General features: G+C 71.0%; 14 protein-coding genes. 4 read left to right on the top strand and 10 right to left on the bottom strand.

All coding sequences use genetic code 11. The annotated features are described in order from the left end of the window. Nucleotides 1-44 precede the first annotated feature (44 nt). The 3 genes from ACIPSJ_RS24495 to ACIPSJ_RS24485 all read right to left on the bottom strand — a co-directional run bounded on the left by ACIPSJ_RS24495 (nt 45) and on the right by ACIPSJ_RS24485 (nt 3,267). Entirely contained in the window at nt 45-1,814 is a 1,770-nt protein-coding gene (locus tag ACIPSJ_RS24495) for a serine/threonine-protein kinase (RefSeq protein ID WP_401348841.1), read from the bottom strand. A gap of 113 nt (nt 1,815-1,927) precedes the next feature. Next, the gene (locus ACIPSJ_RS24490) at nt 1,928-2,593 is read right to left on the bottom strand and encodes a TetR/AcrR family transcriptional regulator (protein WP_401348838.1); all 666 of its coding nucleotides are present in this window, start codon (nt 2,591-2,593) and stop codon (nt 1,928-1,930) included. 257 nt (nt 2,594-2,850) lie between these two features. After that, entirely contained in the window at nt 2,851-3,267 is a 417-nt protein-coding gene (locus tag ACIPSJ_RS24485; RefSeq protein WP_359217958.1) for a MarR family transcriptional regulator, read from the bottom strand. A gap of 179 nt (nt 3,268-3,446) precedes the next feature. On the opposite strand from ACIPSJ_RS24485, the gene ACIPSJ_RS24480 reads away from it, so the two are divergent. Then, entirely contained in the window at nt 3,447-4,895 is a 1,449-nt protein-coding gene (locus tag ACIPSJ_RS24480; protein WP_401348836.1) for an MFS transporter, read from the top strand. Between the two features lie 507 nt (nt 4,896-5,402). After that, nucleotides 5,403-6,074, top strand: a complete 672-nt coding sequence (locus tag ACIPSJ_RS24475) for a formylglycine-generating enzyme family protein (protein WP_401348833.1) — start codon at nt 5,403-5,405, stop codon at nt 6,072-6,074. Between the two features lie 116 nt (nt 6,075-6,190). On the opposite strand, the gene ACIPSJ_RS24470 is transcribed toward ACIPSJ_RS24475, so the two are convergent. The 4 genes from ACIPSJ_RS24470 to ACIPSJ_RS24455 are packed head-to-tail and all read right to left on the bottom strand — an operon-like array spanning nt 6,191 to nt 10,191. Next, nucleotides 6,191-6,802, bottom strand: coding sequence for an ATP/GTP-binding protein (locus tag ACIPSJ_RS24470; protein WP_359217822.1), 612 nt, complete (start codon nt 6,800-6,802; stop codon nt 6,191-6,193). Continuing rightward, entirely contained in the window at nt 6,783-7,157 is a 375-nt protein-coding gene (locus ACIPSJ_RS24465) for a DUF742 domain-containing protein (protein WP_359217823.1), read from the bottom strand. The genes ACIPSJ_RS24470 and ACIPSJ_RS24465 overlap by 20 nt, the downstream gene beginning before the upstream one ends. Further along, on the bottom strand, nt 7,154-7,591 hold the full coding sequence (locus tag ACIPSJ_RS24460; protein ID WP_359217825.1) for a roadblock/LC7 domain-containing protein: 438 nt from the start codon (nt 7,589-7,591) through the stop codon (nt 7,154-7,156). The genes ACIPSJ_RS24465 and ACIPSJ_RS24460 overlap by 4 nt, the downstream gene beginning before the upstream one ends. Beyond that, nucleotides 7,588-10,191: a nitrate- and nitrite sensing domain-containing protein gene (locus tag ACIPSJ_RS24455; RefSeq protein WP_401348830.1), complete on the bottom strand. Its 2,604-nt coding sequence runs from the start codon at nt 10,189-10,191 to the stop codon at nt 7,588-7,590. The genes ACIPSJ_RS24460 and ACIPSJ_RS24455 overlap by 4 nt, the downstream gene beginning before the upstream one ends. 746 nt (nt 10,192-10,937) lie before the next feature. Between ACIPSJ_RS24455 and ACIPSJ_RS24450 the strand changes: the two genes are divergently transcribed. Next, a complete protein-coding gene (locus tag ACIPSJ_RS24450) occupies nt 10,938-11,720 on the top strand; it encodes an SDR family NAD(P)-dependent oxidoreductase (protein WP_401348827.1) in 783 nt (260 codons plus the stop codon). A gap of 148 nt (nt 11,721-11,868) precedes the next feature. Here the strand turns inward: ACIPSJ_RS24450 and ACIPSJ_RS24445 are convergent, their stop codons facing one another. From ACIPSJ_RS24445 to ACIPSJ_RS24435, 3 genes are all read right to left on the bottom strand, one after another. Then, a complete protein-coding gene (locus tag ACIPSJ_RS24445) occupies nt 11,869-13,044 on the bottom strand; it encodes a cytochrome P450 (RefSeq protein WP_401350076.1) in 1,176 nt (391 codons plus the stop codon). A 298-nt stretch (nt 13,045-13,342) separates the two neighbouring features. Continuing rightward, entirely contained in the window at nt 13,343-13,819 is a 477-nt protein-coding gene (locus ACIPSJ_RS24440) for an OsmC family protein (RefSeq protein ID WP_359217831.1), read from the bottom strand. Between the two features lie 27 nt (nt 13,820-13,846). Beyond that, nucleotides 13,847-14,581, bottom strand: coding sequence for a hypothetical protein (locus ACIPSJ_RS24435; RefSeq protein ID WP_365678098.1), 735 nt, complete (start codon nt 14,579-14,581; stop codon nt 13,847-13,849). A gap of 213 nt (nt 14,582-14,794) precedes the next feature. On the opposite strand from ACIPSJ_RS24435, the gene ACIPSJ_RS24430 reads away from it, so the two are divergent. Then, nucleotides 14,795-15,826 (top strand): D-cysteine desulfhydrase family protein, encoded by a 1,032-nt coding sequence (locus tag ACIPSJ_RS24430; protein WP_401348824.1) that lies wholly within the window; start codon nt 14,795-14,797, stop codon nt 15,824-15,826. Nucleotides 15,827-15,859: the final 33 nt, after the last annotated feature.

The raw sequence follows: 15,859 nt of genomic DNA, 5'->3' as shown, positions 1-15,859 counted from the left end.
GTCACCGATCGCAAGAAGGAACTCGTCATCACCGCGAGTGTGCGTCAGCGATGGCGGCCGGATGCGGCGAAGCCCCTGGCGACCGGTTTCGTCGTGGGCCGCCAGCGGCGACCCGCGAAGAGCTGGATCGGCGCGATCAGTTCCCTGGGGTGGACGCGGGTGGCGTCGCCCCAGTTCTTCTCGTAGACGATGAAGGAACCACCCCCCTCCGAGGTGACGGAGTTCAGCTCACACCACGCCCCGCTCGGAGCATGCCCGGGGACGAAGCGCAGGTGCACCTTGCCGTAGGGCTTGTCGGGATGGTTGCTGACAAACACCGCGTCCACCAGTGCCCAGGGGATGTCCAAGGATCGGCGCGGCCCGGTGCTGCGGCGGATGTGCAGGCCCTCGCTGTCGATGAGCACCCGGTCGGAGCGCCGTAGCAGCGCCGCGGCCCCGGCGATGAGACTCACCACCGCCCAGGCGACGAACCCGGTCGTGAAGGCGCCGGCCACCGCGTTTCCGAAAGCCGAGGTTTCGTATGCGTCGAGGTAGCGCAACGGGATGACCGGATGGCCCGGTGAGGTCGCTCCTCCGACCGCGCCGAGCACCGCGACGAATCCCCCGACGCCCGGACCCCAGGAGCCTGTCCCCTCGCTCATCATGGCGCCGACCGACTGGACCACGGTCACCGGACCTGTCTTCAACTCCGGGGCGTCGACGACTACATGCTCCGCCGCCCCGAGGACGCTGCCCTGGTGGGACGCACGGCCCTGACCGGCTGCGCGGTCGGGGGCGGATGTTCGTCGTGCCCGGGCCGACTGCAGACGGTATGCGTTGTCCGCCGCCTCTGCGGCTCGCCGGACGTGGAGAGCGCGGAACAGCGTGGCCGCGTCGGTCAGCAGTCGGGTGCGGTGTTCGAACCGCTGTCCGTCCGCGGTGCCGTCCGTGGTGCCGTCCGTGGTGCCGGGTCCGCGCCGTGGCTGTTGTCCGATGCCCCGCAGCCGTGCGGCGACGGCGGAGGCGTCCGCCGGGCGGTCCGCGGGGTCCTTGGCCAAGAGGTCCAGCACGAGCCGGTCCAGTTCCTCGGGGATGTCCGGCCGGGAGGCCGCCGGCCGCGGCGGGGCGCCCTCGACATGCTGGTACATGGCGGCCGGCCAGTCCGCCCCCGGGTCCACCCATGTGCGCCCGGCCAGGAGTTCGTAGAGCACGCAGCCGAGCGCGTACAGGTCGCTGCGGTGGTCGACCGCCAGCGTGGCGAACTGCTCGGGCGCCATGTAGGGCAGAGTCCCGGCGACCTGGAATCCGGTCAGCAGATGCGTGGCGTTCGCCAGCCGGGAGATGCCGAAGTCGCAGATCTTCACCAGGCCGGAGTCCTGCAGGAACAGGTTGGCCGGCTTGACGTCGCGGTGCACGACACCCTGCGCGTGAGCCGCGCCGAGCGCGGCCGCCACCTGTCCGGCAAGGTCGACGACCTGCTCCACCGGCAGTCCCCCGGGGTGCCGGGCAAGCTCTCCTGCGAAATTGTGCCCGACGAGCCGCTCCATCACGATGTACCAGGGCGTGCGGCCGTCGTGGGAGGGGCTGCCCATGTCGAAGACCGTGGTGATGCCGGGGTGGGACAGCATCGCGCCGATCTCCGCCTCCCGGCGGAACAGAGCCAGGTCACGCGGCTCCGGAACGCCGGCGGGCGAAAGGATCTTCACGGCGACGCGCCGCTTGAGGCGCAGGTCCCTGGCTTCCCATACCTGGCCCATGCCGCCACGCCCCAGCGTGTGCAGGAGCTCGTAGCGCCGGCCCAGCAACAGCCCGGCCGAGACCGTTCCGCCGTACATGCGCTGCCTCCGCGCTCGGGTCCGACAGTCGGCGTTGCTGTCGCAGCATAGCCAGTTCACCCACCCAAAGGAACACCCGTGTCTTTTAGGGGCGCGAGGGGGTGGGCGGCCGGTCAGGGACGCGAGCCCAGTAGGCCGGCGTCCCAGAGCCGCCGCACGTAGCGGTTCAACTCCTCCCCTGCGGCATCGAGTTGACCGCGGTCGCCATCGGCCACCGCCGAGGTCGCAAGGGCCGTGGTGGAGGCCAGGATCATCCGGCAGACGAGCCGGCCGTCCTCGTCCGCGACTCCAAGGGTCTCTGCGACCAGGTCCACCACGGTCTCGTACAAGGGCGCCCGGACGGGGAGCACGCCGGGGCCGGCCGCGAACGCCTCCACCAGGCAGAGCCGGGCCGTGGGCCAGTCGGCGGCCAAAGTACTGAGGTAGGCGCTGACCAGCCGTTCGAAACGGAGTGGCGAACCGTCCTGCGCGCCACCCCCGGAGCCGCCGGAGCCGCCGTCCAACACGGCCATCCGGTCGAGGACCTGCGTCAGCAGACTCTCCCCGGCCGCCTGGTAGGCCGCGGCGAAACAGTCCGCCTTGGAGTCGAAGTAGCGGTAGAACGTCTGCCGGGACACCCCCGCCCGCCTGATGACATCCTCGACGGTCACGGCGGCGTATCCCCGCTCGGTCAGCGCCTGCGCCATGGCCGTGTACACCCTGCCCCGCTGCACGACCTCCGCCTGGTCGGCCGGCAGGGCACTCCTGCCCCGGGGAAGCTTGCGCCGCGGTGTCGTCACAGACGCAGGCTAACCTCCGGCGACGCCGCCTGGTCTCCCCTCCCGTCGACGGAGGCCGAGGCACGGGCGCGGGCCCGAATCGTCGAGCGTTCCGAGGCTGTGCGGCCGCGGGATGCCAAGGGCTTCCGGCTCCCAGGAGGAGCCGCCCGCACCCCGCGCCGATGGAAGCGGTCATCACCTATGTCGACGCCAAGGCCGGCATCGACGCCGCCGATCCAGAAGATCACTCCGCGGGCGGGCTTGTCAGCGGCGGGGTTTCACGGCCGAGGCCACGGCCGGCCTTCGAGACGCTCGATTCCGCTGTTGAAACGCCTCAGATAGCCGGCGAACGCCGCGATGTCGTCTTCCGGCCAGTCGTCCATGACGCGTTCCAGCGCCGCGATCGTGGACTCGCGTTCCTCGTCGAGCAGTTGCCTGCCGTTCTCGGTGAGGCAGAACTTGCGGGCGATGCCTCCCTCCGGATCGGGAATGCGTTCCACCAGTCCGTCGCGCTGGGCTGCGGCCGTCTGGCGGTTGAGAGTCGAGGCGTCGAGCCCGAAAGCCTCGCTCAGCTCGCCGATCGACATGGGGCCCTGGATCCGCAGACGGCTGAGAATGACGTAGGCGCTGCGCTCGATGAGCCCGTCCTTGCGCCGTCCGCCGCGTCGGCCCAGGCCGTGCCGGCTCAGGAGCATTTGCTCGTACTCGACTTCATGCACGGGGTCAGTCACGCGAATGCCACCTCCGCTCCCCGGTCCACCCTGTCGAGCCTGCCTGTCATGTGTATCACCCACGACTGATGCACCATGCACACAACATGCGTGATACACATCATGTGCACAATACACATCCCCGGAACCGTAGGAGTCCTTGAATGGACACCCCCGAGCCGACCGGCCATGCCGGCCGCGTGGTCGCCACCCTGGCATTCGCGGGCACGGTGGCAGCGATCATGCAAACGCTCGTCACCCCGCTGATCGCGGAGCTGCCGACCATCCTTCACACCTCGTCCTCGAACGCCGCCTGGGTCATCACCGTCACCCTGCTGGTGTCCGCCGTGTGCGTACCGGTCACCGGACGCCTCGGCGACATGATCGGGAAGCGGCGCATGATCCTCGTCTGCACCGTGCCCCTCATGGCCGGCTCCGCGGTGTGCGCGGTCTCCTCGTCCGTCGCGCCGATGATCGTCGGACGCGGCCTCCAGGGGATGGGCATGGGCATGGTCCCGCTGGGCGTCGCCCTGCTGCGCGACGTGGTCCCGGCGGAGCGGCTCAGCTCCTCCATCGCGCTGGTCAGCGCTTCCATGGGCATCGGCGGCGGCCTGGGCCTGCCCATCGCGTCCGCCGTCGCCCAGTACGCCAGTTGGCGCGTCCTGTTCTGGGGCGCGGCGGCGCTGGCCGCGGTGATCGCCGTTCTGGTCTGGAGGTTCGTCCCGGACATACCCGTCGTGGCCCGGCGAGAGCGCTTCGACACAGTCGGCGCGCTCGGCTTCGCCGCCGGACTGGTCTGTCTCCTGCTGGCGGTGTCGAAGGGTGCCGACTGGGGCTGGGCCTCCGGCACGATCCTCGGGCTTTTCGCGGCCGCCGTGGTGCTGCTGCTCGGCTGGGGCATCTGGGAACTGCGCATCCCCAGCCCGCTCGTGGACCTGCGCACGACCGCCCGGCCACGCGTCCTGGTGACCAACCTCGCATCGGTGTTCGTCGGCTTCGCCATGTACGCGAGCCTGCTGATCTTGCCGCAGTTGCTGCAGTTCCCGAAGGCCACCGGTTACGGTCTCGGCCAGTCGATGCTCGCGGCCGGCCTGTGGATGGCGCCCGGCGGACTCATGATGATGATCGTCTCCCCCTGGGGCGGCAAGCTCACCAACGCCCGCGGGCCGAAGTTCACGCTCATCTCCGGTGTCCTGGTCATCGCGCTGGGTTACGGCCTCTCGCTCGCGCTCATGGGCCAGGCGTGGGGCTGCATGCTGGTCAGCATGGTGATCAACAGTGGGGTCGGTCTGGCGTACGGAGCGATGCCCGCCCTGATCATGGGCTCGGTACCGCCCGCCGAGACCGGGGCCGCGAACGCCTTCAACACGCTCATGCGTTCCCTCGGGACCTCGATCGGCTCGGCGGTCGTCGGCGTCGTACTCGCCCAGATGACCTCCACGGTCGGCGGCTACACCTTCACCTCCGAAAGCGGCTTCCGCACCGGTCTGCTCGTCGGTTGCGGTGTCGCGGTGGCCGCCGCACTGGTCGCCGCCTGCATTCCCGCCGTCCGCGCCGAGGCCGGCGACCGGCGCAGCGACGAGAAGACCGAGGAGCAAGTGGCGACCGCCTGATCCGGGCCTCCACGGCGGCGACAGGCCTGGCCGAGAACACGACGGCAGCCCCTCGTTCGAAGCCCGCACCCGTGCCCCCGTGCCGCCACGCCCCGCAAGGGTATGACGGCACGGGTCCGCACGGGGGCGGAGCAACCGGTTGAGAATCCCGCCGCAAGGCGCCCCGGAAAGCCCCTGGTGTGCCACACCGGCCAAGGCGCCCACACCGGCTCCCGACAGTGGACCGACGTGGCACCGGCCGACGCGCAGCCGGCGCCACACCTCCGCCGTGCTGAAGGCAATTCGGTCCCGATGGCGAGCCCTGCCGCGCGGGAGGATCGCGGTGGTCCTCGCAGCCACACTGCGCCACAACCAACGCGCCCCCACATGGTTCTGCGAAGCCACCGTTGAGCATCGGCACCGTCGGCTCTCCCGCAGCCGTTCTTCCTGTCCGGAGGCCCACCCGAACTCGGCTGTTCGATCATCCGATTGACCGACCGGAACAGGCGCCGATGCGATCATCTGTCCATGGACACGACCGCAGGAAAGATGATCGCCGTCCCTCCTGGGCAGGTAACGCTGTCGGACCGCCGGACGCAGCGCAGTTGGTCGGTCGACCTCGCGCCTTACGAGATCGCGGCATTCCCGGTCACCCAGGCACTGTACGCACAAGTCACCGGCCAGCGGCCGAGCACTGCCCGCGGCGACGAACTGCCCGTCGAGAGCGTTTCCTGGTGGGACGCGGTCCGGTTCTGCAATGCGCTGTCCGAACAGGAGCGGATCCCATCCGCCTACCACTTCTGTGCCGACGGCGAAGGAGTCGAGTGGGATGCGTCCGCCGGCGGATACCGGCTGCCGTCCGAAGCCGAGTGGGAGCACGCCTGCCGTGCCGGTACGACCGGACCGCACTACGGGCCGCTCGACGAGGTCGCTTGGTACCGGGACAACTCACACGAGCGGATCCACGAAGTAGGAGGCAGGCGACCCAACCCCTGGGGTCTGTACGACGTGCTCGGCAATGTCTGGGAGTGGTGCTGGGACGTCTACGACGCCGAGGTCTATGGCGAATACAGAGTGCTACGCGGTGGCGGCTGGTTCGACGAGCACTGGAGTTGCCGAGCCTCCGCGCGCCGCCGCAGCCACCCGACTTTCCAGGTCGACGACGTGGGATTCCGCGTCGCACGCTCCCTCGTGCGCTGAACCACGTCCACCGCGGCTGCTCGACGGGGGTCACCTCCAGGGCAAGCTCGTCCTCACTGTCCGAGTCCCTCGCGGGGCCTCGCGTGTGCGCGGCCCCGCTGGCACGAACTCGAACGTCACCTCCAAGCCACGTCCGGGGAGGCCTCGGCGGCCAGTCCTCGCATCACGTGTTCGAGCAGGGCGAGCAGCACGTTCTTGACCGACTCCCTGTCCCGGGCGTCACAGAGCACGAGCGGTACCCCGGGCGGGAGGTCGAGGGCCGCGCGGATGTCCTCGGGGTCCTCGTCGCACATGCCGTCGAAGCAGTTGACGCCGACGGCGAAGGGGATGCCGCGGTGCTCGAAGAAGTCGACGGAGGGGAAGCAGCTGTCCAGCCGCCGGGTGTCGGCCAGGACGACCGCGCCGAGGGCACCGCGGGACAGGTCGTCCCACATGAACCAGAAGCGGTCCTGTCCGGGTGCCCCGAAGAGGTAGACGACGAGGGCCGTGCTCAGGGTGATGCGGCCGAAGTCCATGGCGACGGTCGTGGTGGTCTTGCGCTCCACTCCGGCCAGGTCGTCGACGCCCACGCTGGCCTCGGTGATCAGTTCCTCGGTGCGCAGGGGCTCGGTCTCGCTGATGGTGCCGACGAGCGTGGTCTTCCCGACGCCGAAGCCGCCGGCGATGAGGATCTTGGCCGTCGCCGCGTCGGGCGAGACCGCGGTGAGGTCAGAGTCTTCGAATGCCATCGATCACTGCCTGAAGGAAGCGGGCGTCGGGGGTACCGGCCGCCGTGGGTGCGGAAACGGAGACGAGTTCGGTGTCGAGAAGGTCGCCCAGCAGGATGCGTACGACCGTGACGGGCAGGTCGAGGCAGGCCGCGACCTCCACCAGCGCCGTCGGCCTGCGGCACAGCGCGAGCAGCCGGTGTTGTTCGGGCTGGAGCCGCTGGGCGCGGGTGGGTGGCCGGACGGTGCTGATCAGCGCGATCAGATCGATGTCGGCAAGGGCGGAGTGGGTACGGCCGCCGGTCACGGTGTAGGGGCGGATGAGGTGGTTGGGGTCGTCCTCCGCCCAGGGGTCTTCCTCGGACCAATGTCTCATTCATGCTCCCCCGTATGTGGACCGCCGGTGTACTGGGGAAAGCGGGGGGCCGCGCTGAGGTACTGGCCGACCTGGCGTACCAGCATCGTCATCTCGTAGCCGACGTTGCCGACGTCCACCGCCGAGGTGGCGAGCACCGCGAGCCGGGCGCCGCCGCCGGCCGTGGTGACGAAGAGGAACAGGTCGTCCATCTCGATGACCGTCTGCTGGACCCGTCCGCCGCCGAAGTGGCGGCTGGTGCCCTGGGCCAGGGAGTGGACCCCCGATGCGATGGCCGCGAGCTGCTCGGCGTCGGCCCTGGCGAGTCCGGCCGAGGAACCGACCAGCAGACCGTCCTCCGAGAGCACGATCGCGTGCCGCGTCTCCGGAATGCGGTCGATCAGGTTGTCCAGAAGCCAGGACAGACCTTCGCGCGCGGTGTTCGTTCGTGTCATGGGGTGGTGTTCCTTGTCGGGCTGGTGCGGGTGGGCAACGGACGCTGGTGGGACGGGGGCTGGGGCCAGTCCGGTGCGGGCACCTCGTCCTGGGCGCGGGCTCGCCGGGTGCCGTCTCGCAGTGCCGCGAGCATCGAGCGGGCCTGTTCCGGGCGGCGCTCCTCCGCCGCCCGCCCCGGGCCGTGGTCCGGCTGTTCCTCGTGCCGCTCGCGAAGCTGGGGAGCGAGGTTGGCCAGCCGGACCCGGCGCGGCAGCCGACTCGGGCCGCCGGGGCGCGACGGACCCGCCATCGCCGACGAGCCCGCCATCGCCGACGGGCCTGCCATGGCCGTGCCGCCGGGAACCGGTACGGACCCGTCGCCTCCGCGTCCGGCCACCTGCGGCCGGGCCGCCGCCGGGCCGCCCCGCGTCGCGCCGGGCGAGGGCGGGCCGGGCGGAGTCGCGCCGGGCGCGGCAGGCGGACGTATCCGGGCAGCGGCCGGAGTCGGGGCAGGAGCGGGCGCGGGAGTCGGTGCCTGAGACGGTCCAGGAGCCGGGGCCGCCGTACGGGTCCGCCTCGGCATGCCGGCGATCGTCGACTCCTCCGGCGGCGCGCTGTCGACCGAGGCCAGATGGCGTTCCGCCCGCGGGTCCAGCGTCATCGGCGGGAGGTCGGCGGCCGGTTCGGTCAGGTTGTGCGGCAGGATGACGACGGCCAGCGATCCGCCGTACGACGAGGGCTGCAGGCTGGCCTTGATGCCGTGCCGCTGGGCGAGATGGCCGACGGTGAACAGCCCGAGGCGCGGATCCTCGCCCAGCGAGGTGATGCTGAAGTCCTTGGGTTCGTGCAGCAGGACGTTGGCGGCCTCGTACTCCTCCTGTGCCAGCCCCAGGCCGCGGTCCTCCACCTCGACGGCGTATCCCTGGGCCACCGGCAGGGCGCGGACCCGGACTTCGGTGTGCGGGGGCGAGAACGTCACGCCGTTCTCGATCAGTTCCGCCATGAGGTGGATGGTGTCGCCGACCGCCGGGCCGGCCAGGGCGATCGCCGGCATCGGCTCGACCACCACCCGCGTGTAGCCCTCGATCTCGGACACCGCGCTGCGCAGCAGGTCCGCGAGGGACACGGCCTGCTTCCAGCGGCGCCGGGGCGCCGAACCCGACAGGACCGTGAGGCTTTCGGCGTTGCGGCGCATCCGGGTCGCCAGGTGGTCGACGCGGTAGAGGTCGGCGAGGAGCTGGGGGTCCTGCTCCTTGCGTTCCATGCCGTCGATGACCGTCAGCTGCCGGTGCACCAGGATCTGGATACGGCGGGACATGTTGAGGAACACCGTCCGGGCGCCCTCGCGCAGCTCGGCCTGTTCCAGGGCGACACTCACCGCGATCCGCTGGGCGCTGTTGAAGGCCTCCGCGACCTTGCCCAACTCGTCCGTCCCGTAGTCGAGTTCGGGGAGGTCGTCGGGGCCGGCGTGCTTGCTGTCGGTGCGCAGTCTGCCGATCAGTTCGGGGAGCCGTTCCTGGGCCAGGTCGAGGGTGGCCTCGCGCAGGCCGGTCATCCGCCCGATGAGCGATCGCGTGATGCGCCAGGACAGCACGGCGACGGCGAACACCGCGAGCAGCGCGAGGGCGCTGCCGGCCATGACCCGGTCCCTCAGCTCGTTGTTGCTGTCGACGTTGTTCTGGGTGACCTGGGCCAGGTACTGGTTCTCCACGCCCTGGACCTCGGTGAACACACGGCTCGGCGCGGCGGCGCGCGCGGCTGTGAGGCGGGGCACCTCGATGGTGTCGCCGCCGCCCTCGGCCGCCGCGGGAAGGGCCGCCTCGAAGGCGTTCAGCTCGGCCCAGTCGCGGCCGTCCATGGTCTTCGCCAGATCCTGCCGCAGCTCGGTCGGCAGATAGGGAGCGACTTCGTTGGTGAGGATGGAGGCGCGAACGGCGGCCTCGGCGGCCAGAGTTGTCCGCTCCTCGACGCTCAGCCGGCCGCCGGCCGCGGCCGCGTCCAGGACGGCCCGCTCCCCCGCGAGCGCCTCGGCCGCCCGCAGGAACGACAGGGCGTGCGCGGCCTCCGCCGCCGTGGCGCCGCTGCCGTTGTCCGTGCTCAGCGTTCCGAAGAGGTTCAGCACCGACTGGATCGTCTCCGAGTACACCTCGTAAGCGTGCCGCCGGTCGGCCTTTCCGCCGTCGACGGTGGCTCGTTCCGAGGTCAGGGCGTCCAGTCGCTTCCGCACGGTGGCCAACTGGGCCTGGTACTCGGCCGATCCATCGCTGGCGGAGGCGGCGTCCGCCTTTCGGAAGGCGGCGAGGACTCGGTCGGTACGGGCGCGCTGGGCGACCAGCGCGGCACGGTGCCCGTTTCCGTGCGGCGACAGCAGGAGCACCGTCAGCTGGCGTTCCTTCTGGAACTCGCCGACTCCCGGCACCAGCGCGTACGTCGTCTTCGCCGCGTCCCCGACGTGGCCCGCCTGGCGCCACTGGTTGAACAGCACGGCCGAGCCGCTGAACCAGAGCAGGACCATCGCCACCGCCGGAACCAGCGCGAGCGAGATCAACGAGGCGCGGATGCTGCGGCCCCGGCCGGTGTGCGGCCTCGTGCGTACGGCCTTCCCCCGGTGCCTGCTCACTTCGCCCGCCGACGGGGGGCGGAGCGGGGGCGGAAGCGGTCTGAGGCATGGAGCTGGGGCACCGGGAAATTTCCTTTCCGGAAGGGAGGCGCGCACTGCGTCGCGGGCATGACGAACATGCCGACGGGGGCCGGGAGTTGGGTGGAGCACGAGTGGACGTGCACGAAGGCGCTGCCGATTCGGGCGGACCATCCACCCTGTCAGGAAGCTGAGGTAAGCATGAAACCGACCATGCGGAGCACGGTCAAGCTGGTGCACAAATATGCCGCAACAACTGTTTAGGACAGTCAGTACACTATGCGCGTAGACACTTCTGACGCCCCCTCATGCGGAACCTTCCCCTCACTGTTGCGTTTTGACTGATTACACATGGTGAGGCGAGGATTCCGACCCCTTCGCGCGCCGACGAGGGGCCCCGCGTCACCCCAGGAGGCCACATCCATCACCTCCATGAGGTGTGGCGCAGATCACAATCGACGAGGGGAGGTGAAAGCCCTTCCCCTCCCCTTCACCAGCTCGTCACAGGCTTCGACGGAAGCCGGGTCAATTCAGCCAAGGAGATTGGGGCGCTCGGTCGAAAAGGTCACCCGTGACCGCCGCGCACATGAGCCAGGGAGGGATCGAGACGAACTCAGTACACTCAATTAGCCTGCCTGCCGTTACAGTGGGCTCCACCCACGAAGGCGCGGGGACCGTCGACGCGGCGGCTCACGGCGCCTTCGACGCCGAGGCAGAGGAGTTTCTCCGTGACGCAGGCGAGCGTATCCACGGAGCCCCGGATGCTGTCCGGGCGCCGCATCCTCGTCACCGGTGCGGCCGGCGGCATCGGAGCGGCGGCGGTGTCCGTGTTCCTCTCGGCAGGGGCGCAGGTCGTCGGGCTGTTCCACTCAAGTCCGCCGCCGGACGAACTCCGCGACCGGTGCGACTGGCTGAGCTGCGACGCGCGTTCCCGGGCTTCGGTCGACGCGGCGTTCGCAACGGCCTCCTCGCTCCTCGGCGGCCTGGACGTGCTGCTCAACGCCGCGGGCAACTGGCGGGCGGGCGTGCCGGAATCCCTCTCCGGCGACGAGTTCGACGCGGTCCTCGACGTCAACCTCCGGTCCACGGTCTTCACCAACCAGGCCGCGTTCGAGCACATGCGGCACGCCGGCGGGCAGATCATCAACCTCGGGTCGGGCGAGGGCGTACGCGGCAACCCGCTGGCACCGCACTACGCGGTGGCGAAGGCCGGCGTGCACGCCTGGACCCGTTCCGTGGCCTCGGCCTGGGGCAGGCACGGGATCACCGTGAACGCCCTCGCGCCCGCGGTCCGGACCGCGGGCGCGGACCGCCTCTGGGAACACCTGGGCACGGAGGGAGCCGCGCAGTTCAGGCAGAGCCTGCGCACGGCCATGCCCCTGCGAGGCGAACTCGGCGATCCGGAGGCGGACCTCGGCCCGGTGATGGTGTTCCTGGCCAGTCCCGGGGCCCGTTTCATGACCGGCCAGCTGATCGCCGTCAACGGCGGCATCCAGATGCTGGGCGCGTGATGACGCGGCACGAAGAAATGAGTGACCTCAATAGCGCTCGCGTTGGTCTTGAACATCTCACTCTTCGCGCGGCGCCGCGGTCCGAGTCCGGGTGTCCGCGACCGGAGCACGCGTCACGAGACGGTGGGGTCGGCAGTCGGCTTGGGGCTCAGGCCCGAACGTCCCACAGCACGTGCAGCGCGTCCGGCTTGCGGAACACCAGGCCGTACGGCGTGGCGGGCCGCTCCGGGTCGAGGCGGAGCCCGGGGAGGCGTCGGAGCAGGTGCTGCAGGGCGATGCGGGTCTCCAGGCGGGCCAGGTGGGCGGCGAGACAGTGGTGCGGGCCGTGGGCGAAGGCCAGTTGGAGGCGGGCCTCGGCGCGGCGGACGTCGAAACGGTCCGGGTCGGTGAAGACGGCCGGGTCCCGGTTGGCGCCCGTGAGGGAGACGCTGACCAGATCGCCGCGGCGGATGGCGGCCGAGCCGAGAACGGTGTCGCGGGTGGCGTAGCGGTCCACCACGGCGGCGCCGGGCTCCAGGCGCAGGGACTCCTCGACGGCTCCGTCCAGCAGACCGGAATCGGCTTGTACGAGGGCGAGTTGGCCGGGGTTCTGGAGCAGGTGGAGCAGCGCGTTGGTGATCATCGCCTCGGTCGTCTCGATGCCGCCGAACATCAGGACCGCCGCGTTGGACGCCACTTCGGACAGTTCCAGTTGCCCGGCGGCGGAGACGAGGAGCGAGGACGCGTGCCGGTCGGCGACGGTGGCCTCGACGGCGGACCGCAGCCGCTCGTAGGCAGCGGGACCGGCCGGGCCTGCCTCCAGGCCCGCGGTGAGGTCCGAGACCGACCTCACGATGGCGTCGTACCAGGAGAGCACCGTGTCGGTGGTCGCCCCGACCAGTCCGAGTGCCTCGGTGACGACGGCCACGGCGAGCGGTCCGGCGAAGGAACGACGCAGTTCGGCGGCGCCCGCCGGTTCCAGTGCGGTGACGAGACGGTCGGTCTCCCGTTCTATGAACCCCGCGAAGCCCTCGTGCACTCTCCGGGGCCGGAAGGGGGCCGCGAACGGCTCGCGGTGGCGGGCGTGCTCGGCACCGTCCAGGGACAGCATGCTCGGGCCGACGACCTGGGCGGTGGTGAAGCGGGGGTCGTCGACGGTGAAGGTGACGGAGTCCCGCATGACGTCGAGTGCCAGGTCCCGGCGGGTGACCAGCCAGCCGTTCAGCTCGGGCAGCCACGACACCGGTTCGTGGGTGCGCAGCAGCGCCAGGCGCGGGTGCGGATCCCGGGCCAGTTCGGCGAGCGTGGTCGAGGCGCCGAGGGGGAAGGAGACGGCGGTGCTCATCGCGCCGTCCGGCCGGGGAGCGGGAAAGGGTTCACGGGGCATCGTAACCACGACACTCCGACCGGCCGGTCCACCGGCCCCCGACCCGTGGGCGCCGCGCGGCCCTGCCGCGGGCCGTTCTCGCCGCCGGGCAGCGGCGAGCCGATCCTCGCCGTCGGACGGCGGGCGCGGTCCGGTGTCCTCGCCGTCGGACCTCGGGCGCGGTCCGGAGTCCTCGTCCCCGGCACCGCCAGGGGGCAACGCGGCACTCGGCGAACGGGCTTGGCGTCGGCGGGCGCGGCGAGTCCGGCGATCGTGGTCAGACGTCCTGGGCAGGCGCGTTTTCGGCCGTCACGTCGTCGACCGACACCGCCACGGGGGTACCGGCCTCGACAGTGCGGCTGACGGTGCACAGCCGGTCGTGGGAGATGGCGACCGCCCGGGGCAGGATGGCGCGGGAACGATCGCCCTGTGCGCCGTCCGGGAAGGTGACGTGGAAGCTGACGGCGAGGTCGGTCATGCGGTTGCCGTCCTCGTCGCTGACCTTGTGGCCGCTGACGGTGACCGTGAAGGCGGTCGGCTCGGTGTGGCGGCTGGTGGAGGCGTCGACGTCGGCCGCCGTACAGCCGCCGATGGCGGCGAGCAGCAGCTCGACCGGGGTGAATTCCGTGGCGTCGCCGTCGCCTGTGCCGGCGCCCGTGCCGAAGTCGATCGTGCCGCCGCGGGTGTTCGTCGCGGTGAAGTGGCCGGTGCGGGTGCGCTCAACCGTGACGAGGCGCAGGGAGTCATCGCTCATGTCGAGAAACCTAGGACACCCCTGTCGTCAGCGCAGGATGTTGACGGCCCGTGCCACCACCAGGACCACCGTCACCAGGGAGACCGTGGACTGCAGCATCATCAGCATCTTGGCCCAGCGGGACAGCGGCATCACGTCGGTCGGGCTGAAGGCGGTGGAGTTGGTGAAGGAGAGGTAGAGGTAGTCCAGGAAGGCCGGTTCCCAGTCGGTCGGCGCGGTCTCGGGGCTCTGCATCTGTACGAACAGGAAGTCCGCGTACTGCTGGTGGCCGCGGACCCGGGCCATCGGTCCGCCGCGGTCCCACTCCCAGTACCAGAGGGCGAACACGATGACGTTGGTCAGCCAGATGCCGCCGCCGGTCAGCAGCAGGGGCCCGGCGTCCTTGCCCTCGGTGCCGTTCACGAGGCCTGCCACCAGTCGGACCGCCGACCAGCCGTTGGCGACGCTGATCACGGCCATGAGGGCCAGTCCCAGCAGGCGCAGCCATCGGGTGCGGGGCTCGACCCGCCGGGGGTTGCCGGCGATCAGGCCGGCCAGCAGCACCGTCTCCAGGACCGGCAGGACCCAGTACGGCTGGAAGGCGAGCCGGTGCGGCAGCATCAGCTGGAGGGCGACGGCGACCAGGATGACGGCGGTCACGGCCCACCGCGGCTCGCCCTGGGTGGCTCTGCGCCACGCGGGCACGACGTCGCGCTCGCCGCTCTCCAGCCGCCGTTCGATTCTGGCCAGCCGGTCCTCGGCATCGCGCATTCGGTCGCTCATGAAGCTCATTGTCCCGGGGCGTGCCGCCTGGTGGTCGTACGGCATCGCGGATCTTCGTTCGTCTCTTACCTGGAGTCCGGCCGGTCCGGGACGGGGTGGGATGGGGTGGGGCTCGGCCCGGTGGGGCGAGGTCGGTGTTGAGCGGGGTGCGTCCTGGCGAAAGCATGGGTGCGGTGGGACGGACACACTGGCACGGAGACGAAGGGTTGTCGCATGCACACGACGCGCGGGGAGCACCGCAGGGTCACCCTGGCCGCCTGGCCGACACCTCTCGAACCGGCCCCGCGCCTCGCCCGGGCGCTCGGTCTCGGGCCGGACGACCTGTGGATCAAGCGGGACGACCTGATCGGGCTGGGCGGCGGAGGGAACAAGGTCCGCAAGCTTGAGTGGACCTGTGGTCAGGCTCTGGCGGAGGGCGCGAGGACGCTGGTCACCAGCGGGGCGCCGCAGAGCAACCACGCGCGCCTCACGGCGGCGGCCGGAGCCCGTCTCGGCATGGACGTCGTGCTCGTCCTCGCGGGCGAGCCCGCCGAATACGGCAGCGGCAGCGACGGCGTCGAGGACACCGTCACGGCCGCGGGCAATCTGGCTCTCGACGGTCTTCTCGGCGCGGGGATCGTCTGGGCGGGCGCGGTGGGCGGGACGGAACTCGCGGCCGTCCTCGACCGTGTCGTCGGGGAGCTGCGCGAGCGGGACGCGGCTCCGGCGCTCATTCCGTTCGGCGGATCGAGTCCCGTCGGCGCCCTGGGCTATGTCGAGGGCGGGCGCGAACTCCTCGCGCAGGCTCCCGACCTGGCCACCGCGGTGGTCGCGTTGGGCAGCGGTGGCACGATGGCCGGGCTGGTACATGCCCTGGGCCCGGAGCGGGTCCTGGGCGTGCACTGCGGGGCGGTGGCGGATCCCGCACGGACGGTCGACCTGTTGCTGACCGGCCTGTACGCGCCCTCCCCCGCGCCGCGACAACCACCTCTGCGGCTACGGCTGGACCAGGTCGGTCCCGGATACTCCCGCCTCACCGAACCGGTCGCGGACGCCCTTCTGCTCGCCGCCCGGACCGAGGGGCTCGTCCTGGATCCCGTCTACACCGGGCGGGCCATGGCCGGTCTCGTCGCCGCCGTGCGCGAGGGGGACATCCGCCCGGGTGAGCGCACCGTCTTTGTCCACACCGGAGGGCTTCCCGGTCTCTTCGGCCATCCGGAGGCACTGGTGCGGGCCGGAGAGGCTCTCGCGGCCCGCACCATGTGATCCAGGGCTGTTCACGCGTGGCCGTATCGTCGT

It is taken from the genome of Streptomyces sp. NPDC090088 (genome assembly GCF_044747345.1).
GTDB lineage: Bacteria > Actinomycetota > Actinomycetes > Streptomycetales > Streptomycetaceae > Streptomyces.
This window is presented reverse-complemented; position numbering and strand designations above follow the sequence as displayed.

Coding starts and splice junctions, on each gene's coding strand:
- ACIPSJ_RS24440 (WP_359217831.1), bottom strand. CDS start 13,819: ATGAGCGATGACTCCCTGCGCCTCGTCACGGTTGAGCGCACCCGCACC.
- ACIPSJ_RS24485 (WP_359217958.1), bottom strand. CDS start 3,267: ATGCTCCTGAGCCGGCACGGCCTGGGCCGACGCGGCGGACGGCGCAAG.
- ACIPSJ_RS24445 (WP_401350076.1), bottom strand. CDS start 13,044: ATGAGCACCGCCGTCTCCTTCCCCCTCGGCGCCTCGACCACGCTCGCC.
- ACIPSJ_RS24435 (WP_365678098.1), bottom strand. CDS start 14,581: ATGAGCGACCGAATGCGCGATGCCGAGGACCGGCTGGCCAGAATCGAA.
- ACIPSJ_RS24480 (WP_401348836.1), top strand. CDS start 3,447: ATGGACACCCCCGAGCCGACCGGCCATGCCGGCCGCGTGGTCGCCACC.
- ACIPSJ_RS24495 (WP_401348841.1), bottom strand. CDS start 1,814: ATGTACGGCGGAACGGTCTCGGCCGGGCTGTTGCTGGGCCGGCGCTAC.
- ACIPSJ_RS24430 (WP_401348824.1), top strand. CDS start 14,795: ATGCACACGACGCGCGGGGAGCACCGCAGGGTCACCCTGGCCGCCTGG.
- ACIPSJ_RS24475 (WP_401348833.1), top strand. CDS start 5,403: ATGGACACGACCGCAGGAAAGATGATCGCCGTCCCTCCTGGGCAGGTA.
- ACIPSJ_RS24470 (WP_359217822.1), bottom strand. CDS start 6,802: ATGGCATTCGAAGACTCTGACCTCACCGCGGTCTCGCCCGACGCGGCG.
- ACIPSJ_RS24465 (WP_359217823.1), bottom strand. CDS start 7,157: ATGAGACATTGGTCCGAGGAAGACCCCTGGGCGGAGGACGACCCCAAC.
- ACIPSJ_RS24460 (WP_359217825.1), bottom strand. CDS start 7,591: ATGACACGAACGAACACCGCGCGCGAAGGTCTGTCCTGGCTTCTGGAC.